Below are 20,611 nucleotides of genomic sequence, written 5' to 3' on the forward strand. Positions count from 1 at the left end.
GTATCGCCCGGTCAGTCGAATGGGCGGGGGAGGGGACGGGGATGCGGTGGGGGGTGACGGGGGTGGAGGCGGGTCGTAACGGCGAGGTTCGCCGCTCGCGGGTCGGTCCGCGCTGCTCCTCGTACGTCATGACACCGGCTCCTTCAGCGCACGGTCCGCCGGGATCTCCGCCGTGACCGTCACCGCGGCCGGGTCCAGGTCGCCGGGCTTCGGCATGACGCTGCCCGGCAGCTGGACGGCCGCCGCGCCGTGGGCGACCGCGGAGGCGAGGGCCTCGGGACCGCTGCCGCCGGCGATCAGGAAACCGGCGAGGGAGGAGTCACCCGCGCCCACGTTGCTGCGTACGGCGTCCACGCGGGCGCTGCCGAACCAGGCGCCCTCGTCGGACACCAGCAGCTGCCCGTCGGCGCCAAGACTGGCGAGCACGGCCCGGGCGCCCATCTCGCGCAGTTCCTCGGCCGCCTTCACGGCGTCGCCGACGGTGGCGAGGGGGCGGCCGACGGCCTCCGCGAGCTCCTCGGCGTTGGGCTTGACCACGTCGGGCCGTTCGCGCAGGGCCGCGAGGAGCGCGGGCCCGGAGGTGTCCAGGGCGATCCGGGCCCCGGCGGCGTGTGTGCGGGCGACCAGCTCGGCGTACCAGGAGGGGGCGAGGCCGCGCGGGAGGCTACCGCAGCAGGCGATCCAGGCGGCGTCGCGGGACTGCTGCCGTACGGTCTCCAGGAGCAGTTCCCGCTCGGCCTCGGACAGTTCGGGGCCCGGCGCGTTGATCTTCGTCAGGACGCCGTCGGCTTCGGCGAGGGCGATGTTGGAGCGGGTGGCCCCGGCGACCGGGACGGGCGCGACCTCGATGCCCTGCTGGTCGAGCAGGTCGGCGACGAGGGCGCCCGGGGCGCCGCCCAGGGGCAGGACCGCCACCGTGCGCTGTCCGGCGGCGGCGACGGCGCGCGAGACGTTCACGCCCTTGCCGCCCGGGTCCATCCGCTCGCCGGTGGCGCGGATCACCTCGCCGCGGTCGAGGGACGGCACCTCGTAGGTGCGGTCCAGGGACGGGTTGGGGGTCACGGTGAGGATCATGCGCGCACTACTTCCGTGCCGCCGCGCTCGATGGCGACGGTGTCTTCGGGGCTCAGCCCGCTGTCGGTGATCAGCAGGTCCACATCGCTCAGGTCGCCGAAGCGGGCGAAGTGCTCCTGGCCGTGCTTGGAGGAGTCGGCGAGCAGCACCACGCGGCGGGCGGCGGCCACGGCCGCGCGCTTGACGGCGGCCTCGGCGAGGTCGGGGGTGGTCAGGCCGTGTTCGGCGGAGAAGCCGTTGGCGGCCACGAACAGCACGTCCGCGCGGATCTCGCCGTACGCGCGCAGCGCCCAGGCGTCCACGGCGGCGCGCGTACGGTGCCGTACGCGCCCCCCGATGAGGTGGAGCTGGATGCCGGGGTGGTCGGCGAGGCGGGCCGCGATGGGCAGGCCGTGCGTGACGACGGTGAGGGAGGCCTCCAGCGGGAGGGCGGCGGCCATTCTGGCGATCGTCGTGCCGGCGTCGAGGATCATCGTGCCCTCGGTCGGCAGTTCCGCGAGGGCCGCCTTGGCGATGCGGTCCTTCTCGTCGGGAGCCGTGGTCTCGCGCTCGGCGAGGTCCGGCTCGAAGTCGAGGCGTCCGGCCGGGATGGCCCCGCCGTGCACCCGGCGGACCAGGCCGGCGCGGTCGAGGGCCTTCAGGTCCCGGCGGATCGTCTCCGCCGTCACCTGGAACTCCTCGGCCAGCGACACGACATCCACTCGGCCGCCGTCACGGGCGAGCCGGAGGATCTCCTGCTGCCGCTCCGGTGCGTACATGTCTGTTCGCCTCCGCCTCGTGCCCGAACGTGTGGTTTCAGCGGGAGGCTACGCCGAGATTTCAGCAAAGTAAACAGGTTCGGACCCAATCGGGCATGATCGGAAACAGAGACGGGCTCGGCACTCCTGTGCCGAGCCCGTTCTCCGACAATGGCCGGACGATTGCCGACGATGGCCGGCGATCGTCAGGAGACCAGCGCCGGTTCCTTCGGCGCCACCGACGCCTGCTCCCCCTCGACATGCTGCGCCGGCCGCCTCGGCAGGGCGAACATCAACAGGAAGATCACGCCCATCACCGCGGCCACCCAGCCCAGCGAGTTCCGGAAGGCGTCCGCGAAGGCCGGGCCCACCTGGTCCCGGCGCAGATGGTCGCCGATCGTGCCGAAGAAGACGACCGACACCAGGCCCAGCCCCAGCGCGTTGCCCATCTGCTGCACGGTGTTGAGCAGGCCGGACGCCGAGCCGGAGTGCTCGCGCGGCACCTCGGAGAGGATCGCGTCGGTCAGCGGAGCGACGATCAGGCCCATGCCCACACCCATCACGACCAGTGGCAGCGCCATCTGCCAGGGCGCGATGCCGAGGCCGTAGTGCCCGGACTCCCAGAGGTACAGCAGCACTCCGGCCGCCATCACCAGCGCGCCCGCCTGGAGCACCTTGCGGCCGAAGCGCGGGACCAGCTTCTGCACGGACATCCCGGCGGCCACGGACACGGCGATCGAGAACGGCACCCCGGTCAGCCCGGCCTTCAGCGGGCTCCAGCCCAGCCCGAACTGCATGTACAGCGTCCACACCAGGAAGAAGACGCCGAGCGCGACGCCGAAGACGGTCTGCACGGCGATGCCGGCCGCGAAGCTCTTGACCCGGAACAGCGACAGCTCGACCAGCGGGGAGCCGTCCCGCGCGCTCTTGCGCCGCTCGTACGCCACCAGTGCCGCGAGGACGACGAGCGATCCGGCCATCGAGACGTATCCCCACAGCGGCCAGCCCAGCTCGCGGCCGCGGATGAGCGGGTAGAGCAGCATCAGCAGGCCCAGCGTCACGAGCGCGACGCCCACCAGGTCCAGCTTCAGGGCCCGCGGTGCCTTGGACTCGGTGATGAAACGGCTGCCGAGGATCAGACCCGCGACGCCCACGGGCAGGTTGATCAGGAAGATCGAGCGCCACTCCCACCCGAACAGGTTCCACTCGGTCAGCAGCGCGCCGAGCAGCGGACCGGACACGGCACCGAGACCGACGATCGCGCCGAACAGCCCGAACACCTTGCCCCGCTCGTGCGCCGGGAAGGTGGCGTGCACGATCGACAGCACCTGCGGCACCATCAGCGCCGCCATGCCGCCCTGCAGGAAACGGGAGGCGACCAGCATCTCCGGGTTCACCGCGAGGCCGCACAGCGCGGAGGCGACGGTGAAGCCGCCGATGCCGATGAGGAAGATCCGCTTGCGGCCGTGGATGTCGCCGAGCCGTCCGCCGGTGATCAGACCGGCGGCGAAGGCGAGGGCGTAACCGGCCGTGATCCACTGGATCTGACCGAAGGACGCGCCCGCCTCCCGCTGGATCGACGGTATGGCGATGTTGACGATCGTCACGTCGACGAGGTCCATGAAGGCCGCGGTCATCACGATCGCCAGAGCGAACCAACGGCGGCGGTCGGTCCCGCCGCCCGCGGTGCTGGGAGTGGTCTCGGTGGAGGTCATGCCAGGAAGTTAGAGGGCCAGTAGGTCAGATGTTGTCCTAGTGGTGCGGCATCCTCGTCGGTATGACGACGGACACTCCGGCCCGGCTCCTGACGCTCCTCTCCCTCCTCCAGACGCCCCGCGAATGGCCCGGCGGCGAGCTCGCCGGCCGGCTCGGGGTCTCCCGCCGCACGGTCCGGCGGGACATCGACCGGCTGCGCGAGCTGGGCTATCCCGTGCAGGCCTCCAAGGGCGCCGACGGCGGCTACCGGCTGGTCGCCGGGAAGGCCATGCCGCCGCTCGTGCTCGACGACGAGGAGGCCGTCGCCATCGCGGTCGGGCTGCGCGCCGGGGCGGGGCACGCGGTGGAGGGCCTGGACGAGGCGTCGGTGCGGGCGCTGGCCAAGCTGGAGCAGGTGCTGCCGGGCCGGCTGCGCCACCGCGTGACCACACTCCAAGCCGCGACCACACAACTGACCAGCGGCGACGGACCGAGCATCGCGCCCGAGACACTGACCGTCATGGCCTCCGCGGTGGCCGGGCACGAGCGGCTGCGGTTCGCCTACCGGACCGCGGACGGCACCGAGTCGCGGCGCCTGACGGAGCCGTACCGGCTCGTGTCGACCGGCCGCCGCTGGTACCTGGTGGCGTACGACATCGACCGGGACGACTGGCGTACGTTCCGCGTCGACCGGGTGAGCGAACCGTTCGCCACGGGGGCGCGGTTCGTGCCGCGCGAGTTGCCGACGGGGAACGCGGCGGAGTACCTGCGGCAGTCGATGCAGCGGCACCAGGAGTCGTACGACTTCGAGGTCACGTTCGCCGCACCGGCCGAGTTCGTCGCCGCCCGGCTGCCGAAGTGGCTCGGCACGCCCGAGCCGTTGGGCGACGACAGCTGCCGGCTGCGCGGGTCCGTCGGCGACGCCGTGCAGTGGGTGGCGTTCCGGCTGGCGACGCTGGAGTGCGATTTCACGATCCGCGAGCCGGAGGAACTCGTGCGTGTGGTCCGGGAGTTGGGGGCGCGGTTGAGCAGGGCGGCCACAGGCTCGGAGTAAGTATCCGACTCTCGGCCGCCGTCGGACCCCGTCAGGCATCCCATGGAAAGTGCCGCAGCGCCCTCAAGTTCCGCAACGCCAGCTCCGCCGGACCTCCGGGACCCTCCACCGGCCCGCCCCCCTCCGCCCAGCCCTCCAGGGCCGTTCGTACGGCGGCGCTCGCGACGGCGGCGGCGAAGCGCGACTCAAGGGTGGGGGCAACGTTGTCGTCACCCTCCGGAGTTCCCGTCCTGGTCCCCCGGTCCGCCAGCACCTCCCCCAGCGTCCGTTCCGACACCTGGCAGACCTCCGCCCACACCCTGCGCAGGGACGGGTTCGCCTCGGCGAGGCGCAGGAGCGTGCGGACCCACTCCCAGGAGGACGCCGAGACGCCGACGCCTGGGGTGAGAGTGTGTCGCACTGCGTGCTCCAGGGCCTGGGGCACGGAGTCGTCGGCGGGAGCCGCACGTACCGCCTCCACCCAGCGCTGGGCGCCGGCCGCGTAGAGCGGGGCGACGGCCTCCTCCTTGGTGGCGAAGTACCGGTAGAAGGTGCGCGGGGCGATGCCCGCGGACTGGGCGATGTCCTCCGCGCGAGTGCCGCGCAGGCCGTGCCGTACGAAGAGGCCGGCCGCGGCCCGGGCGATCTCCATACGCGTCTCGGCCTTGCGCCGCTCGGTCAGCGAGGCCTGAGGAGGGGTCGGGGTGGTGCTGCTCACGCCCGGCAGGCTATGCCCCTGTGGCACAATCTGCCATCTGGCGGGCCACCCCGTGGTTCAGGTACGGGGTGCCCCGCCCTCCGCTTTCCCCGTCACACCGATAGCCACGGACCCGGTCACACCGAGAGCCGCGTTCCCCGGTCACGCAGAGAGCCGGGCCCCGGCGTCCGGGGGGAGGGACGCCGAAGCCCGGCCTTGGGAGAGTCCCGGCGCCGGGGGGAGTGCGACGGGACTTGGCTCTGGGGCCAGGGGTGCGGCCCGGGCCCGAACTGGTGGGCCCGGAAGTCTTGTTCCCGGTGCCCCGCGGGTTGAAGCGGCGTTACATCGCCATGTTTGCGCGGTCTTTCGCCACCCGGCGTACGCGGCGGCCCCGGGCGCACACTCTCCGTCATCCACACGCCGTGGACGACATCCACAGGCCGTGGGACGAGCCGTACGCCCGGACGCCCACCGGCGTCACGCCGCCGCGTCGAATCCGGTGCTGCGCGCCAGCTTCTTCAGCTCCAGCAGCGCGTGCTTCTCGATCTGCCGGATGCGCTCGCGGGTCAGGCCGTGCTCCTTGCCGACCTCGGTCAGCGTGCGCTCCCGGCCGTCCTCGATGCCGTAGCGCATCTTGATGATCGACGCCGTGCGCTGGTCGAGGCGGCCGATGAGGTCGTCGAGCTCCTCGCTGCGCAGCAGTGTGAGCACCGACTGCTCGGGCGACACCGCCGAGGTGTCTTCCAGGAGGTCGCCGAACTGGGTCTCGCCCTCGTCGTCCACCGACATGTTCAGCGAGACCGGGTCGCGGGCCCAGTCGAGCACGTCGATGACGCGCTCCGGCGTCGAGCCGAGCTCGGCGGCGATCTCCGCGGGCTCCGGGTCGCGCCCGTGCTCACGGTTGAACTCGCGCTGCACGCGCCGGATCCGGCCAAGCTCCTCCACGAGGTGGACGGGCAGGCGGATGGTGCGGGACTGGTCGGCTATGGAGCGGGTGATGGCCTGGCGGATCCACCACGTCGCGTACGTGGAGAACTTGAAGCCCTTGCGGTAGTCGAACTTCTCGACCGCGCGCACCAGGCCGGCGTTGCCCTCCTGGATCAGGTCCAGCAGCGGCAGACCGCTGCGGGGGTAGCGGCGGGCGACGGCGACGACCAGGCGCAGGTTGGAGCGGATGAAGACGTCCTTGGCCCGCTCCGCGGCGGCGACCAGGGCTTCGAGCTCCTCACGGGTGGCGTCCGCCTCGGTCTCCTCGTACCCGTCGAGGACCTGCTTCGCGAACACACCCGCTTCGATGACCTGGGACAGCTCGACTTCCTTGGCGGCGTCGAGCAGCGGTGTGCGCGCGATCTCGTCGAGGTACATGCCGACCAGGTCGCGATCGGCGATCTCGCCGCCATGGGCGCGAACACTGCTTGCCGCGTCAGCCGTCTCGCCGGTGGCGGACTGACGACGGGCGACGGCACGGGTTGCCATGCGTGCTCCCTTGCGATGGTGAGGTCAGCGGGCGGTCCTTCGGACGCTGGACTCCGTCTCCGGGACTCTCCGGACTCTCCTCGGGTGCCCTGCATCCGATGGAAACAACGACTGGAATCAGGACAGAATTCCCAACGCACCCCTCGATTTTTCTGATCATGCAGTACCCTGTCCGGCCAAGCGGGGAGGCGAGATGCCGTCGGAACCTACAGAGGTGCAGGTCAGGCCGGGAGTCGAGGATGACCTCGAAGCCCTCACGACCCTCTACAACCACTACGTTCGTGAGACGGCGATCACATTCGATACCGCGATCTTCACTCCGGAGGAGCGCCGCCCTTGGCTGCTCTCCCACCCTGAAGACGGTCCCTACCGTCTGAAGGTTGCCGTGGACCCGGACTCACAGGAGATTCTGGGGTACGCCACATCCAGCCCCTTCCGGATGAAGCCCGCCTACGTGACCTCCGTGGAGACGACGGTGTACGTCGCCCCGCACGCCGGCCGCCGCGGCGTCGGCACGCTCCTCTACAAGGCCCTCTTCGAGACCCTGTCCGGCGAGGACCTGCACCGCGCCTACGCGGGCATCGCGCAGCCGAACGAGGCGTCGGCCCGGCTGCACGAGCGCTTCGGCTTCCGGTACGTCGGCACCTACCGGGAGGTCGGCCGCAAGTTCGGCCGCTACTGGGACGTGGCCTGGTACGAGAAGGACCTCGCGTAGGACCCCGGGGTCACGGGTCACAGGTCACAGGTCACGGGTTACGAGTCACAGGTCACGGGTCACGCTCAGCCGAACTGCACCGACCGCTTCGCCAGCCCCATCCAGAAGCCGTCGATCACCGACTTCTGCACGTCCAGCTCACCGGCCGCGTCGGCCGCGCCCATGGTCACGAACAGCGGGGCGAAGTGCTCCGTGCGCGGGTGGGCGAGCTGCCCCGCGGGCGACTTGCGGGTGAAGTCGAGCAGCGCGTCCACGTCACGCGCCTCCAGCGCCCGCCGCCCCCAGTCGTCGAACTCCGCCGACCAGGCGGGGGTGCCGCCCTGCCGGAGCGCGGCCAGGTTGTGGGTGAAGAAGCCGGAGCCGACGATCAGCACGCCCTCGTCCCGCAAGGGGGCGAGCCGGCGGCCGATCTCCATGAGCCGGACCGGGTCCAGCGTCGGCATGGAGACCTGGAGCACCGGGATGTCGGCCTCCGGGTACATCTCGACCAGCGGGACGTACGCGCCGTGGTCGAGGCCGCGGTCGGGGACGTCCTGGACGGGCACGCCGGGGGCGCGCAGCAGCTTCCGTACCGACTCGGCGAGCTCCGGTGCGCCGGGGGCCTCGTAGGTCACCCTGTAGTAGTGCTCCGGGAAGCCCCAGAAGTCGTAGACGAGCGGGACGGTCTCGGTGGCGCCGATGGCGAGCGGGGCCTCCTCCCAGTGGGCGGAGACCATCAGGATCGCCCGGGGTCGCGGCAGGCCGGCCGACCAGGCGGCCAGTTCACCGGGCCAGACCGGGTCGTCCGCCAGCGGCGGGGCGCCGTGGCTCAGGTACAGAGCGGGCATGCGCTCCTGGATGGCGGCGGACATGCTGCGGCTCCTTCCAAAACATGATTCCCTAACAAAACTGTACGGGCCATTTGTTTAAAATTCAAGGAGGGGCCACGTAGAGTGGAAGACATGAAGGCACCCGCATCCGCACCGACACCAGGCTCCGTGGCAGAGCCTCCGGAACCGCGCTGGCTCACCGTCGAGGAGCAGCGCGTATGGCGCTCGTTCATGGAGGGCGTCACCCTCCTCGACGACCATCTCGACCGTCAGCTCCAGCGCGACGCGGGCATGCCGCACGTCTACTACGGCCTTCTGGTCAAGCTCGCCGAGGCGCCGGGGCGGCGGCTGCGGATGACGGAGCTCGCCATGCTGGCGAAGATCACCCGCTCCCGCCTCTCGCACGCCATCGCGCGCCTGGAGAAGAACGGCTGGGTGCGCCGCGAGGACTGCCCCGACGACAAGCGGGGCCAGTTCGCCGTGCTGACGGACGAGGGCTACGAGGTGCTGCGGCAGACCGCGCCGGGCCATGTGGAGGCCGTCCGCCAGGCGGTCTTCGACCGGCTCACCCCGGAACAGCAGAGGTCCCTCGGCGAGATCATGCGGATCATCGCCGAGGGACTCCAGCCGGCCGAAGCGGGTGCGGACCTGCCCTGGCTCCGCTGAGCCGGGGCAGGTCCTGGAATCAGTGGGTACGAGGCGTCCCCTCCTCGTACCCACGGAGGGCCCGAAGTGGTGTTACGGGCGGCCCGAAGTGGTGTTACGGGCGGCCCGGACGGGGCCTTTCCGGGTACGGCCGTCAGTGGGCGACGACCGGGATCTGCACCTCGTCCGCCACACCCTCGCCGGAACCGGAGCCGGTCACGGTGGTGTTCCCGGGACGGCCCGCGTTGACGAAGGTCAGGGCGATCGCGGCGGCCACGACGAGGATGCCGACGGCGAACCAGATGGCACTCGTGTAGCCCTCCACCATGGCCTCCAGCTGGACCAGCTGCTGCTGGGACCGGCTGGTGGCCCCGGCGATGTGGTCCGCGATGTAGGACGTCGTCGCCGAGGCGGCGATCGTGTTCAGCAGAGCCGTACCGATGGCGCCGCCCACCTGCTGCGAGGTGTTGACCATCGCGGAGGCGACACCGGCGTCCCGCGGCTCCACGCCCTGCGTGGACAGCGACATGGCCGGCATGAACGCCGTACCCATGCCCAGGCCGAGCAGCAGCATCGCCGGCAGCAGCAGAGCGGCGTACGAGGAGCCGATCTCCAGCCGGGTCAGCAGCAGCATGCCGAGCGCGGCGACCAGGAAGCCGGGACCCATCAGCAGGCGCGGCGCCACCCTGGTCATCAGGCGGGTGCCGATCTGGGTGGAGCCCACGATCATGCCCACGATCATCGGCAGGAACGCGAAACCGGTCCTGACCGGCGAGTACCCCTTCACGATCTGCAGGTAGTACGTCAGGAAGAGGAACAGGCCGAACATCGCGATGATCGCGAGACCGAGAGAGAGGTAGACACCACCGCGGTTGCGCTCGGTGATCACGCGCAACGGCAGCAGCGGGGCCTTGACCTTGGACTCGACGATCACGAAGGTCGCGAGCAGAACGGCGGAGGCCACGAACATGCCGACGGTCACGGAGTCGCTCCAGCCGTCGGACTCGGCGCGGGTGAAGCCGTAGACGAGGGCGACCAGGCCGAGCGTGGACAGGACGACGCCCGGGATGTCGAGCGGAGAGCGGTTGCGGCCGCCCTCGGGCTCACGGATGACGAAGTACGCACCGGCCGCGGCGACGACGGCGAACGGGATGTTCACGAAGAACGTCCAGCGCCAGTCCAGGTACTCGGTGAGGAAGCCGCCCAGGATCAGACCGACGGCACCACCGCCACCGGCGATCGCGCCGTAGATGCCGAACGCCTTGGCGCGCTCCTTGGCGTCGGTGAACATCACGGCGAGCAGGGAGAGCGCGGCGGGCGCGAGCAGGGCTCCGAAGGCGCCCTGGAGGGCGCGGGCGCCGAACATCATCGCCTCGTTCGTGGCCGCGCCACCAAGGGCGGAGGCCACGGCGAAGCCGCCGAGCCCGACGACGAACGCCCTCTTGCGGCCCCACAGGTCGGCTATCCGGCCGCCGAACAGGAGCAGACCGCCGAAGGCGAGGGCGTAGGCCGTGACGACCCACTGCCGGTTGCCGTCGGAGATGCCCAGGTCCTGCTGGGCGGAGGGCAGGGCGATGTTCACGATGGTGGCGTCCAGGACGACCATCAGCTGGGCCAGCGCGATGAAGACGAGCGCTTTCCAGCGGGCGGGGTCCGGCGAGGCGGCCGGAGCCCGCAGTGTCTTTGAGGCTGTTTCAGACATGGGGGTACCCACTTCGGGACAAGGTGACGGAAAAAAGGTGTCGTTGAGGGACGACTCGACGACCGGCGTGGTCGTGAGCTGTGTGGTCGTGAGCTATATGGCCTGAGCTATGTCGTGTGGCCGTCGTGATTCATGCGTGCTGGCCATGCGCTGGCCATGTGTGGTGGCCATGTGTGGTGACTCGGGCGCTCGGGTGGCGCCCGGAACTGATCGGTCAGGCTTGGCGGAGGTCCTCCATGGTCACTGCCGCGCCCGGCAGGGCGGAACGGGCCGGGGCCCGCAGTCCGTCCAGGAACAGCTGAAGATGACGGTGCACGAAACGGTCGGCGCTGAAGCACGCCGTACCGGCCGGGGGCCGGCTGAGCTGGGCCACGGCGACCATCAGGTCACCGACGCCGACATCGGGGCGGAGCTGGCCGGCCGCCTTGGCGCGGTCCATGACCATCTGGAGGATCCGCTCCACGCGCTCGCGCGCCGCTTCGAGGTCGGGGTGGTTCTGGTCGAAGGTGCTCGAGACCATCGGGCACAGCGCGCTGATCCGCTCGTCGGCGGAGGTGTGCACGAAGCGCTCCAGGGCCTCGAACGCGTCCCCGGTCTCCGCGAGCGCGCGCTCGCCGGCCGCGCCCGTACGGTCCAGTACGGAACAGACGACCTCGCGTACGAGCGCGTCGCGATCCGGGAAGTTGCGGTACACCGTGGCGTTGCCCACGCCGGCCCGGCGGGCGATCTCGTCGAGCGGCACCTCGGGTCCGTGCTCGACGAACATCTCCCGGGCGGCGGTGACGATCCGCTCCCGGTTGCGCAGGGCGTCGGCACGGGGCCGGGGCGCCTTGCGCGGTGCGGGGGTGGCGGTCTGCACGGCGTACTCCTGGGTGGTCTGAGTGTGCGGTGATGCGATCCGGGGAGAGACTCCCCGTTTCGGTCGGACACCTGGCTAAACGGGGACTGGGTCCCCGGTATTTCCCGCACCTGGGATTTTTGTTTGTGACCTGGCTCACGGTGCCGACGGGCCCGCTGCTGCGGGACCGCTACCGCCGGACCGCTACCGCCGGAGCTACCCACGGGAAACCCACGATCGGTCTCCTCCAACGCGCGCCCCGCGCGCCCCCTGACGCAGGGTGATCGCATGGGTGCAGCCGGAGACGGAGGCTGCCATGGCGCGGGAGGTCCCTTGCAGGTCCGTGGCATGCAGCCGCAGCCCCAGCGCCCCCGGTCGTACGGCTCGGGGCCGCCCGGCCGCCGGATACCCAGGCGGCGCCTGGCCGCCCTCGCCTGCGTGACCGCCCTGACCTTCACGGTCAGCACCTCGGCCGGCACGGGCCACCTCGCCCCGGGAGCCACCACGGCCGGGGCGGGCCCGATCTCCCTGTCCCGCACCTCCGCGCACGGCCCCTGCATGATCCGCGGCGCCCGCGAGGTCCAGATGTCCGAGGGCATCCCCACCACCGACGGCTACGCCGGCTCCACCGGCACCGTCCGCGCCCTCACCCTGATGATCGACTTCTCCGACGCACCCGGCGAGGGCAAGGCCCTGGACCGCTACCGGGAGTTCTTCCCGCAGACCCGGCACTGGTTCCGCACCAGCTCCTACGGCCGCCTCGACTACCGCCCCGAGACCCCGATACCGGAGTGGCTGCGGATGCCGAAGTCCTTCCACGAGTACGGCATAGAGCGCGGCGCCCCCTTCGACCCCGGCTACCGCGCGCTGGTCCAGGACCTCGTGGCCGCGGCCGACCCGAGGGTGGACTTCCGCGAGTACGACCTGGTGAACGTACTGGTCACCCCGAACGCCGGCCCCTCCGCCCTCGACACCGTCCTCTCGGTCACCTTCGCCGGCAACCCCGAGGCCCCGAGAGCCGACGGCATACCCGTGGCCAACGCCTCGTTCGTCTACTCCCGCCAGGACGACGGCTCCGGCTCCTACGGCCGCACCGGCTACCGCGTCCTCCCCCACGAGAACGGCCACGTCTTCGGCCTGCCCGACCTGTACACCGCGGAGGGCGGGGGCGCCGTCGGCCACTGGGACATCATGAGCGAGGACTGGGGCGCCAACAACGACCTCCTCGGCTGGCACAAGTGGAAGCTGGGCTGGCTGGACGCCGCGCAGGTGCACTGCGTATCGACCCCCGGCACCACGGAGCACACCCTGACGCCGCTGGCCCGCGCGGGCGGCTCCAAGCTGGTCGTCGTCCCCCTGGACAGCAGATCCGGTTACGCCGTCGAACTGCGCACCCGCGCCGGCAACGACGAGTCGGTGTGCCGCCCGGGCATCCTGGTCTACAAGGTCGACGCCGAGGTGGACACGGGCATGGGCCCGGTCACCGTCTACGACTCCCGCCGCGACAGCGGCGGCTGCACACGCGCACCGAACGTCCACGCGGAGCTGTCGGACGCGCCGTACGCGCCCGGGGAGACGTTCAGGGATCCGCGGAGGGGGATCGTGATCAGGGTGGTGGAGGCGGATCCCGCGGGGGACTACCGGGTACGGGTGACGCGGGGCCAGCCACGGACGTGACGGCACTCGACGCTCAGGCAGGTGCCCGTTCGGGATTACGGTAGCCCTGCGCCGCGACCGCCGTACCGGAGAGCCGATGCCAGCGAAGCCCATGAACGACGCCGCCGGGGAGGCCACGCCTGAGGGGGCCGTCCGGGCGGAGACCACACCTGAGGAGGCCACACCGGCGGAGACCACACCTGCGGAAGCCATACCTGAGGAGGCCGCCCGGGCGGAGACCACACCTGCGGAGGCCACACCTGCGGAGGCCACACCGGCGAAGGCCACACCGGCGGAGGCGGTCACGCCGCTGATCCGCGGTATCGCGGTCCTGCGGGAGCTGACCGAGGCGGACGGGACGCTGAGCCTCAGCGCCCTCGAACGGGCCACCGGCCTCGCCCGCTCCACGGTCGACCGCATCACGGCCACACTCGCCCGCATGGACTACGTCCGCGTGGACGGCCGGGACGTGCACCTGACCCCCCGCCTGATGGAGCTGGGCAACGCCTACCTCTCCGCCCTGCGCCTCCCCGCCCTTCTCTCCGCCCGAGCGGACGCCCTGGCAGACGAGTTGGACGAGTCGGTCTCCCTCGCGGTGGCCGACCGCGACGGCATCCGCTTCATCCACCAGGCGACCCGCCGCCGCGCGATGTCCCTGAGCTTCCGCATCGGCGACCTGCTCCCCGCCGAACGCACCGCACCGGGACCGCTGTTCGCCGCGGAGTGGACGGACACCGACTGGCAGCACTGGCGGCACCGCAGGGCGGCGGACCCGAGGGACCTGTCCTTCACGGCCGTACCGCCGCGCAAGTACGGAGCGGGCGAACGAGACGACGAGGCCTTCGTCGCCCGCACGGAAGAGGCGGCCGCGAACGGCTGGGCTCTGGACGACCAATTGATCGAACCCGGCCTGGTGGCGGTCTCGGTCCCGGTCCGGTCCCCACACACGGGCGACCGCCGAAAGATCGCCTGCGTGGCGAGCGTGGTCAGCCACACGAGCCGGCACACGGCACACGACCTGCGCACGACGCTGCTGCCGAGATTGCGGTCGGCGGTGACGGAGATGGAACGCGAACTGCGCCGCACGCCACCCCCGGACGCCGGCCCACCCCCCTCGAACCTCGCTCTCTGGACGGGCGCGTCCAAGCAGCAACTGGGCCGCGACTTCATCGAATCCCTGGCACGAGGCCTGACGGTCCTCACGGCCTTCGGCGAGGGCAGGCCGGAGCTGACCCTCACGGAGGTGGCCCACGCGACGGGGCTGGCCCGGGCGACGGCCCGCCGAGCACTGATCACCTACGAGCACCTGGACCTGGTGACCACCCCGAGCCCCCGCACCTTCACCCTGACCCCCCGGGTCCTCGCCCTCGGCTTCCCACCCCTCTCCCGCACGTCCCTTCCCGAGATCGCCCAGCCCCACCTGGCCGACCTGACGTCCCGCATCCACGAGTCGACGTCCCTGGCGGTGCTCTCTGACTCGGGTGAGGAGATCCAGTTCACGGCCAGGGTGGCGACGGGCCGGGTGATGAGCGTGAACATCACGGTGGGCACGCGCCTGCCGGCGCACGCGACGGCACTGGGACGAGTCCTGCTGGCGGACACGCACAGAGACCAAGAACAGCTGACCTCGATCCACTCCCAGGGCTACGCCCTGGTCGACGAGGAACTGGAAGAGGGCCTCCGCTCCCTCGCGGTCCCGATCCGCGACCGTTCCGGACGTGTGGTGGCCGCCCTGAACACAGCGATGCACGCGAGCCGCCACTCCCTGCGCGCGTGCGTAACGGACCTGCTCCCCGAACTCACCTCAACAGCCACCCGCATCGAGTCGGACCTCCACACCGCCAGCCGCTTCACCCACGTCCCCCTGACCTGACCCCCACACCCACCCGACCCGTATCCGGTACGCTGACGCCTGTGGCCTTCCCAGACCACAGGCACGGCGCTGCTTGCGTCCGATGCCACTGCCTTCGTAGCTCAGGGGATAGAGCACCGCTCTCCTAAAGCGGGTGTCGCAGGTTCGAATCCTGCCGGGGGCACAGGAAAAGGGCCAGCTCAGGAGGGTTTCCTCCCAGGCTGACCCTTCTTCGTTTCCCGCCCCGTGCCACAGGCGTGCCACATCATCCGGCAGAGGGCTCGCCGCCCGGCAACCACTTCAGGGCGACCACCACATCCGTCCCAAATCCGCCACAGGTCACTCTGCGTCCACCGGCTGCTCCGAGATTGCGCGACGCCATCGATAGGCCTTCTGCCGGCAGTACCTCCAAGGTCACCTGGATCAGTCTGGATGGCGCCGCCTGCCGTCTGGACACACCCGACGAGGTTGACTGAGTCGAGCCCGTCACCGCCCGGCAGCGGTCTGGCTGGCCCTCCATTCAGGAGCCTCGGGCGTGTCCTGGAACTCCAGGAGGTGCTGTCCGGCGAGCCGCTGCAGGGCGGCGCGTACGTCTGCCGGTGTGACGTAGAAGAACTCCCGGCGTAGGTTCACCCGGTTGACGCGGCGGGACTCGAACTCCTGGTGCAGGCGGCGTTCCAGGCCGACGGCGTCCTCACTGAAGATCAGGGCGTGTACGTCGAAACGGAAGGGGACGGACGCGTCCCCGAGTTCGATGACGCGGTCCATGGGATCGAGGCGCCGGGTCATACCGATCTTGACCATGCGTTCGCCGAACGCTCCGACGTTGGAGATGACGTAGACGTATCCGGCCCGGATGTTGGCCTCGCGGGCCTCGACCGCCTCCAGTTCGGCGCCCAACTCGACAAGTTTTCCTTCGAGTTCGGCGATGGCGGCCTCATCGCCGGTGCCGGAGCGCAGGCGGCGCAGGGCGCCCTCGTAGTGGCTGCGTTCCTTCTCCAGCCGCTGCCGCTCGCGCTCGATCTCGCGCTGCATGCGCTCCTCCTCGCGCTGCTGGGCTCGAAGCTCTCGCTGCTCCTCCCGCTCGGTCTCCTTCCTCACCAGGTAGTCCGCCGTCAGTTCCAACTCCTGGACCCGCAGCTGGTGGTAGTCATCGCCGATGCGGATCTGCATGGTGGCGCCGAGCCGGGCGATCGACTCCCGCGTCTTGCCGAGCCGGTCGATCAACGAGTCGAGCCGGTGCGGCTTCATGCCGCGCACTGCGTTGTCCGCCTCGGCGTTGTACGCGCGCAGCATCAGCTTGGAGAAGTCACGGACCATCTTGCGGCCCTTGGCAGCTGAGCCGTCCACCATCCAGTACTGGTTGCCGAGCACTGCCCGATCGTCCCTCGCCAACTGCTTGTAGCGGGCCTTGAGACTGTCGAGCCGGTCCTTGTAGGCGAGCGCGTCGGCGAGCGGATGGCGGTACTCGTAAATGCCGGCCTCTTGCAGCATCCGCGTCTCATCAGTGAGCACCAGATCCCGGCGCGCGGCCGTGAGGCGCTGTTCGGCCTCCGCCGTCTGGCGAGCGATGTCGTCGGCTTGGCGGCGCACGTCAACCAGGGACTGCGCGGCGCTCTCGGCGGCGTGCTCTATCTTCTCGTCCAGGAGAGCGTCGATCCGTCCGATCTCTTGGAGCTTCTCCTCATGCGCGCGGCACAGTCGCTGCTGCTCGGCGGCTATCTGAGCGCTGTCGGCTCCGATGAGACGACTCAATTGCTCCGTCAGGTGACGGTTGTCTTCCTGTAGTCCGCGTACCTGTGTTTCCATCAGCGCCAGCTCGCCCGCCAGACGCGCCGCCTCGGACTCCGCTTGCTTACGGCGCCGGCCGAACAGACCCCCACCTGTGGCCGGGACCGTCGCCTGGGGACTGTGGGGGGACTGCTGAGGAACGGGTGCGCTCGGCTGCGGCGCGGCCCCTTCCGGGATCCAGATCTGCCAGCCTGGGGGTGTGGGCCATGCGGGATCCGGTTCCCAGCCCGGTGGCGGGCTCCACCCCTCCGGCGGGGCGGGCCAGGTGGGCGGCGGGTTGAACCGGTAGGTCATGGGGCAACGACTCCTGTCGCGAGGGCGAGAGACGGCCGGCGTAACCCCGATGCCGTCCGGCAGCCAGCGGGCCGAGTCGAACGTACTCGGCCTTGTGGACCTTCGTCCTGCCATCTCCCGTTTTTGGCCCTCCTGGCAGCAGATCCGACGAGGTGAGTAAGCTGCAGGGAGCCGTTAGACTCCGGCCGCTGTCAGGACGGCCCTCCGCCGGCAGCGAAGTGCCCCTCGTCCTCGAGGGACCGGTCCGGCGCCCCCGGGCACGGCCGACCGCCCCTGACGCACCGGGTGAAGGTGAAGCGAAGGTGCCCACCCCTCTGTCCGCGGACAAGTTCCTGTCCGTTCTCGAGAACGCACGACTTGGCGTTGTCGAACACGGATCCTGGCGCACCCACAACCGCGACCAGCACGGCAACTGGGGCCCCGTGAACGGGGTGATGATCCACCACCCGGGCGCGTACTCCTCCGCGTCTTGTGCCTCCCCCTGGCCACGCCGCGCGCGCCCGCGACCTGTGGCACGAGGTCGACCCCTGCAGTCGGCCCGGAACGGATTCAGCACACATGAGGCCGGGAAACCCTGGGAACCTGCAAGAATCACCGAGACATGTTTCTCCAGGTCAAACGCGGTCATGGCGGAGTTTCCCCAGGTCACGACCTTGATCAGAGAAAACTCCTAAAGCGGGTGTCGCAGGTTCGAATCCTGCCGGGGGCACAGCCAGAAGGGCCAGCTCAGGAGGGGTTTCCTCCCAGGCTGGCCCTTAGCCGTTTCAGGCGCCGTGCCACACGCGTGCCACTACGTCCGCTCGGCGTCCCCTGGGGAACCTGAAGCCACTCCCCCGCCGCCCCGGATCATGGCCCCGAGGCTGTCCGCGATGGCCCTGTCCCGGTCGCTGGTCATGTGCTGGTAGATCAGCGCGGCCCTGGAGCTGCTGTGCCCCATGCGGGTCATCAGCTCCCGTGTGCTGGCCCCGGCCGTGGAGGCGAGCGTATTGCCCGTGTGCCGAAGATCGTGGAAGTGCAGCTCGGCCGTGACGCCCGCAGCCTTCCGGGCCTTAACCCAGTCGTCCCGGAAGTTGCTCCGCCGCAGTTGCCCGCCCTGCGGCCCGACGAAGACGTGCCCGTCGCGGCCGGGAGCGGCGAAGTGCTCCAGGTGATGCCTGACCGCGTCCAGCAGTTCGGCCGGAAAGGAGACGGAACGAACCCCGGCCGCGGACTTCGGCGCCTTGTCTAAGAGGCGGCTGTCCTGCAACTCGGCCTGAGCGCGGCGCACAGTGACAGTCAGCGCCTCCAGGTCGATGTCCCGGCGTCGCAAGGCCGCCAGCTCCCCGAACCGCAGCATGGTGAAGGCCGCCAGGAGCACGAGCAGCCGGTAGCGCGGCGCGATGGAGTCGGCAACGGCGAAGACCTCCGCGACCGTGAGGACCGGCCGCTCGGGCACGTCGTAGCGGTCTGCGCCCTTGATGCGGCACGGGTTGCGCCGGATCAGTTCGTCGTCGACGGCCGTATTCATCAGGGCGCGCAGCAGTTGGTACGCCTTGACGACCGTCGGCTCACCGAGGCCGGCCCCGAGGAGCTTGCCGCGCCAGCTGCGTACCCGGGCCGTGGTCACGTCGGCCACGCTCCCGGCCCCGAAGGTGGGCAGGATGTGCAGCCGCATCACCGACTCGTTCCGCTCGCGGGTGCGGTCAGCAAGCTTTCGGTCCCGCAGCCACGCGGTGGCGTACTCCTCGAAGTTCACCGCCCCGGCGTCCGGGTCCGACCACTGTCCGCGCGTGATGTCCGACTCGATGTGCGTCAGCGCGACTTGGGCGTCTGTTTTGGTCGGGTAGGTCTTCTCCGCCGGGCGCAGTTGCCCCGTCTCCGGGTCCCGGTAGCGGACCTGCCACCGGCCGGACGGAAGCTGCCGGACCGAACCGAAGTCCCGTCGCCTCCCCTTCTTGTTGGCCATCAGGCAGCCCTCCGCAGGGAGCTGCGCCGATGGCCGATCGGCTGCACCGTATGGGCGTCGATGAAGGCGTTCAGTGCGCTCTCCGGGATACGGACGTGTCGGCCGACCTTGACGAACACGATGCGTCGCTCGGCGATCAGACGGCGCGGAAAGCGTTCCGTGGTGCCGAGGAGTTCGGCCACCTGCGACACGGTCAGGTAGCGGTCAGCCATGGGTGGACTCTCCTTCCGTTCCGAGGGCGGGTTCGAGGGTTTCGGCGAGCCAGGCTTCGGCGTCGGTGAGGCCGGTTCCGGCGTAGACCCAGTGCGCGAGGACGAGGGTTGTGTCCGGGCCGGTCTCGGTCGCTTCGGCGGCTTGTGCGCGGCGCCACTCGGCGCGGGCATCACGGAGGGCGCCGAGGGTGGTGGAGTAGCGACGGGACTTTGTGGAGAAGTGGCCACGGAAGCCGAGCATGTGGGCCCAGGCCCGCAGGCGGAGGTGCTCGAGGTCCTTCCGGGCGCCGAGCGTCCAAGCCGTGCGGATCAGTTGGCGGGCGTGGTCGCTGATGTCGAGCTGGGCGAGTTCGGCGAGGAACTTAAGCGGCCGGTCCAGGGCTCCCGTGGCGGTCTCGGCGCCTTTGGTCGCGTACTTGGCGATGTACGCGGCAACGGCCCGCTCGCTCAGCTCCTGGCCACCGTCGAAGTCGACCGAGCGGATGGTGCGTACGTCAAGCTGACGGCCGAAGGTGAAGACGTGCGCGCGGCCGTCGATGACGGGGCCCTCCACCCGAACCGCAACAGCAGCGGCGCGGATGGCGTCGGTCAGCAGCTCGGCGGTGGCCCAGGCGGGAGGCGGGGTGTCCCCGCCCTCGGGGCCGTCGATGCGGATGACGGCGTGGAAGTGGACGGTGCCACGCTTCTGGTACTCGGCGACCTTGGCGAAAGACACCCGGGCGTGCTCGCGGAAGGCGCGCTGAGTCAGTCCGGCGCACTTGGCGACCTCCCGGCGCAGGTAGGTCGAGAAGCGCCGCCACAGGGGACCGGCGTGCGCGTTCCAGAGCACGGCCGCTTCGTAGTCGTAGGTGTCCGGGTCAAGCGGGGTGCCGAGTGCGGGGTCGTCCTGATCGTGGAGCGTGCCGCAGCGGCAGCGGCGGACCGAACCGGCCGGGCCAGTGGGGCGGTTGTGGACCGGGCCAAAGCTCGGCGCGGTGAAGGTGGCGAACACTCGCGGATGTGCGGCAACGCGTTCGGGGACGCCCTTGCCGCCGCGAAGGCCGGAGGTGATCAAGTGGAAGGTGTCGCGGCGGTAGACCTCGGCGCAGGCCGCGCACCGGGTCGTGCGGCGGTTGTTGCAGCGGACCAAGAGGTGCCCGGCCGGGAGGCTGGAGGAGTCGAGGTGGTGGAGGACGTTGCCAATCTCGCCGGTGCGGGTGTTCACGTCGTACTCGGTGCGGTGGCCGTCGAGGCGGATCGGGTGTGTGCAGCCGCCGAGGCCGGCGAGCTGGCGCAGGAGTGCGGGCATGGTGCCGAGGGCGGCCAGTTCGCCGAGTTCGTGGAGCGGGGGCGGAGTGGCGCGGGTGATGATGACTTCTCCTTCTGGTTTCGGCTGGAGGGAGAGGGCCCCCGGGGCGGCGGATGCTTGGCGGTATCGAGGCCGCCCCGGGGGTCTGGTGT

The 20,611-nt window shown here is 70.6% G+C and carries 18 protein-coding genes and 1 tRNA gene; 7 read left to right on the forward strand and 12 right to left on the reverse strand.

Annotated features, from left to right (window positions below; genetic code table 11):
- Positions 1-126: 126 nt before the first annotated feature.
- From pfkB to HDA41_RS16515, 3 genes are all read right to left on the reverse strand, one after another.
- A complete protein-coding gene (gene pfkB, locus HDA41_RS16505) occupies positions 127-1,074 on the reverse strand; it encodes a 1-phosphofructokinase (RefSeq protein ID WP_184984712.1) in 948 nt (315 codons plus the stop codon).
- A complete protein-coding gene (locus tag HDA41_RS16510; RefSeq protein WP_184984714.1) occupies positions 1,071-1,832 on the reverse strand; it encodes a DeoR/GlpR family DNA-binding transcription regulator in 762 nt (253 codons plus the stop codon). Before HDA41_RS16510 ends, pfkB begins: the two co-directional genes overlap by 4 nt.
- A gap of 185 nt (positions 1,833-2,017) precedes the next feature.
- Entirely contained in the window at positions 2,018-3,526 is a 1,509-nt protein-coding gene (locus HDA41_RS16515; protein ID WP_184984716.1) for an MFS transporter, read from the reverse strand.
- 62 nt (positions 3,527-3,588) lie between these two features.
- Here HDA41_RS16515 and HDA41_RS16520 point away from each other — a divergent pair, with 62 nt between their 5' ends.
- Entirely contained in the window at positions 3,589-4,560 is a 972-nt protein-coding gene (locus tag HDA41_RS16520; RefSeq protein WP_184984717.1) for a helix-turn-helix transcriptional regulator, read from the forward strand.
- A gap of 31 nt (positions 4,561-4,591) precedes the next feature.
- Here HDA41_RS16520 and HDA41_RS16525 read toward each other — a convergent pair whose 3' ends face one another.
- Positions 4,592-5,257 (reverse strand): TetR/AcrR family transcriptional regulator, encoded by a 666-nt coding sequence (locus HDA41_RS16525; protein WP_230299588.1) that lies wholly within the window; start codon positions 5,255-5,257, stop codon positions 4,592-4,594.
- A 456-nt stretch (positions 5,258-5,713) separates the two neighbouring features.
- Entirely contained in the window at positions 5,714-6,712 is a 999-nt protein-coding gene (locus HDA41_RS16530; protein ID WP_184984720.1) for a sigma-70 family RNA polymerase sigma factor, read from the reverse strand.
- A 193-nt stretch (positions 6,713-6,905) separates the two neighbouring features.
- Here HDA41_RS16530 and HDA41_RS16535 point away from each other — a divergent pair, with 193 nt between their 5' ends.
- Positions 6,906-7,427 (forward strand): GNAT family N-acetyltransferase, encoded by a 522-nt coding sequence (locus HDA41_RS16535; RefSeq protein WP_184984722.1) that lies wholly within the window; start codon positions 6,906-6,908, stop codon positions 7,425-7,427.
- Between the two features lie 65 nt (positions 7,428-7,492).
- Here HDA41_RS16535 and HDA41_RS16540 read toward each other — a convergent pair whose 3' ends face one another.
- Positions 7,493-8,278: a dioxygenase family protein gene (locus tag HDA41_RS16540; protein ID WP_184984723.1), complete on the reverse strand. Its 786-nt coding sequence runs from the start codon at positions 8,276-8,278 to the stop codon at positions 7,493-7,495.
- 90 nt (positions 8,279-8,368) lie between these two features.
- Here HDA41_RS16540 and HDA41_RS16545 point away from each other — a divergent pair, with 90 nt between their 5' ends.
- Positions 8,369-8,902 carry a MarR family winged helix-turn-helix transcriptional regulator gene (locus HDA41_RS16545; RefSeq protein ID WP_184984725.1) on the forward strand — a complete coding sequence of 178 codons (534 nt, stop codon included), beginning with the start codon at positions 8,369-8,371 and terminating at the stop codon, positions 8,900-8,902.
- Positions 8,903-9,035: 133 nt separating this feature from the next.
- On the opposite strand, the gene HDA41_RS16550 is transcribed toward HDA41_RS16545, so the two are convergent.
- Positions 9,036-10,583, reverse strand: a complete 1,548-nt coding sequence (locus tag HDA41_RS16550) for an MFS transporter (protein WP_184984727.1) — start codon at positions 10,581-10,583, stop codon at positions 9,036-9,038.
- A gap of 214 nt (positions 10,584-10,797) precedes the next feature.
- The gene (locus HDA41_RS16555) at positions 10,798-11,442 is read right to left on the reverse strand and encodes a TetR/AcrR family transcriptional regulator (RefSeq protein WP_184984729.1); all 645 of its coding nucleotides are present in this window, start codon (positions 11,440-11,442) and stop codon (positions 10,798-10,800) included.
- Positions 11,443-11,769: 327 nt separating this feature from the next.
- Here HDA41_RS16555 and HDA41_RS16560 point away from each other — a divergent pair, with 327 nt between their 5' ends.
- From HDA41_RS16560 to HDA41_RS16570, 3 genes are all read left to right on the forward strand, one after another.
- Positions 11,770-13,098 carry a M6 family metalloprotease domain-containing protein gene (locus HDA41_RS16560; RefSeq protein ID WP_184984731.1) on the forward strand — a complete coding sequence of 443 codons (1,329 nt, stop codon included), beginning with the start codon at positions 11,770-11,772 and terminating at the stop codon, positions 13,096-13,098.
- Positions 13,099-13,174: 76 nt separating this feature from the next.
- A complete protein-coding gene (locus HDA41_RS16565) occupies positions 13,175-14,950 on the forward strand; it encodes an IclR family transcriptional regulator domain-containing protein (protein WP_230299589.1) in 1,776 nt (591 codons plus the stop codon).
- Positions 14,951-15,040: 90 nt separating this feature from the next.
- Positions 15,041-15,113, forward strand: a tRNA-Arg gene (locus HDA41_RS16570).
- Between the two features lie 302 nt (positions 15,114-15,415).
- Here the strand turns inward: HDA41_RS16570 and HDA41_RS16575 are convergent.
- The gene (locus HDA41_RS16575; RefSeq protein ID WP_230299590.1) at positions 15,416-16,423 is read right to left on the reverse strand and encodes an SNIPE associated domain-containing protein; all 1,008 of its coding nucleotides are present in this window, start codon (positions 16,421-16,423) and stop codon (positions 15,416-15,418) included.
- On the opposite strand from HDA41_RS16575, the gene HDA41_RS41235 reads away from it, so the two are divergent.
- Entirely contained in the window at positions 16,415-16,717 is a 303-nt protein-coding gene (locus HDA41_RS41235; RefSeq protein ID WP_230299591.1) for a hypothetical protein, read from the forward strand. The two genes, HDA41_RS16575 and HDA41_RS41235, sit on opposite strands and share 9 nt — an antisense overlap.
- 1,087 nt (positions 16,718-17,804) lie before the next feature.
- On the opposite strand, the gene HDA41_RS16580 is transcribed toward HDA41_RS41235, so the two are convergent.
- From HDA41_RS16580 to HDA41_RS16590, 3 genes are read right to left on the reverse strand one after another with little or no spacing between them, the layout of a single operon-like run.
- The gene (locus HDA41_RS16580; RefSeq protein WP_184984735.1) at positions 17,805-18,959 is read right to left on the reverse strand and encodes a tyrosine-type recombinase/integrase; all 1,155 of its coding nucleotides are present in this window, start codon (positions 18,957-18,959) and stop codon (positions 17,805-17,807) included.
- Complete coding sequence (locus tag HDA41_RS16585) at positions 18,959-19,171, reverse strand: helix-turn-helix domain-containing protein (protein ID WP_040252376.1); 213 nt, start codon at positions 19,169-19,171, stop codon at positions 18,959-18,961. The genes HDA41_RS16580 and HDA41_RS16585 overlap by 1 nt, the downstream gene beginning before the upstream one ends.
- Entirely contained in the window at positions 19,164-20,459 is a 1,296-nt protein-coding gene (locus tag HDA41_RS16590) for a replication initiator (RefSeq protein WP_184984736.1), read from the reverse strand. The genes HDA41_RS16585 and HDA41_RS16590 overlap by 8 nt, the downstream gene beginning before the upstream one ends.
- Between the last annotated feature and the right edge of the window lie 152 nt (positions 20,460-20,611).

The organism is Streptomyces caelestis (assembly GCF_014205255.1).
Taxonomy (GTDB): domain Bacteria; phylum Actinomycetota; class Actinomycetes; order Streptomycetales; family Streptomycetaceae; genus Streptomyces; species Streptomyces caelestis.

Coding starts and splice junctions, on each gene's coding strand:
- pfkB (WP_184984712.1), bottom strand. CDS start 1,074: ATGATCCTCACCGTGACCCCCAACCCGTCCCTGGACCGCACCTACGAG.
- HDA41_RS16510 (WP_184984714.1), bottom strand. CDS start 1,832: ATGTACGCACCGGAGCGGCAGCAGGAGATCCTCCGGCTCGCCCGTGAC.
- HDA41_RS16515 (WP_184984716.1), bottom strand. CDS start 3,526: ATGACCTCCACCGAGACCACTCCCAGCACCGCGGGCGGCGGGACCGAC.
- HDA41_RS16520 (WP_184984717.1), top strand. CDS start 3,589: ATGACGACGGACACTCCGGCCCGGCTCCTGACGCTCCTCTCCCTCCTC.
- HDA41_RS16530 (WP_184984720.1), bottom strand. CDS start 6,712: ATGGCAACCCGTGCCGTCGCCCGTCGTCAGTCCGCCACCGGCGAGACG.
- HDA41_RS16535 (WP_184984722.1), top strand. CDS start 6,906: ATGCCGTCGGAACCTACAGAGGTGCAGGTCAGGCCGGGAGTCGAGGAT.
- HDA41_RS16540 (WP_184984723.1), bottom strand. CDS start 8,278: ATGTCCGCCGCCATCCAGGAGCGCATGCCCGCTCTGTACCTGAGCCAC.
- HDA41_RS16545 (WP_184984725.1), top strand. CDS start 8,369: ATGAAGGCACCCGCATCCGCACCGACACCAGGCTCCGTGGCAGAGCCT.
- HDA41_RS16550 (WP_184984727.1), bottom strand. CDS start 10,583: ATGTCTGAAACAGCCTCAAAGACACTGCGGGCTCCGGCCGCCTCGCCG.
- HDA41_RS16560 (WP_184984731.1), top strand. CDS start 11,770: ATGCAGCCGCAGCCCCAGCGCCCCCGGTCGTACGGCTCGGGGCCGCCC.
- HDA41_RS16565 (WP_230299589.1), top strand. CDS start 13,175: ATGCCAGCGAAGCCCATGAACGACGCCGCCGGGGAGGCCACGCCTGAG.
- HDA41_RS16575 (WP_230299590.1), bottom strand. CDS start 16,423: ATGCTGCAAGAGGCCGGCATTTACGAGTACCGCCATCCGCTCGCCGAC.
- HDA41_RS16580 (WP_184984735.1), bottom strand. CDS start 18,959: ATGGCCAACAAGAAGGGGAGGCGACGGGACTTCGGTTCGGTCCGGCAG.
- HDA41_RS16585 (WP_040252376.1), bottom strand. CDS start 19,171: ATGGCTGACCGCTACCTGACCGTGTCGCAGGTGGCCGAACTCCTCGGC.
- HDA41_RS16590 (WP_184984736.1), bottom strand. CDS start 20,459: ATGCCCGCACTCCTGCGCCAGCTCGCCGGCCTCGGCGGCTGCACACAC.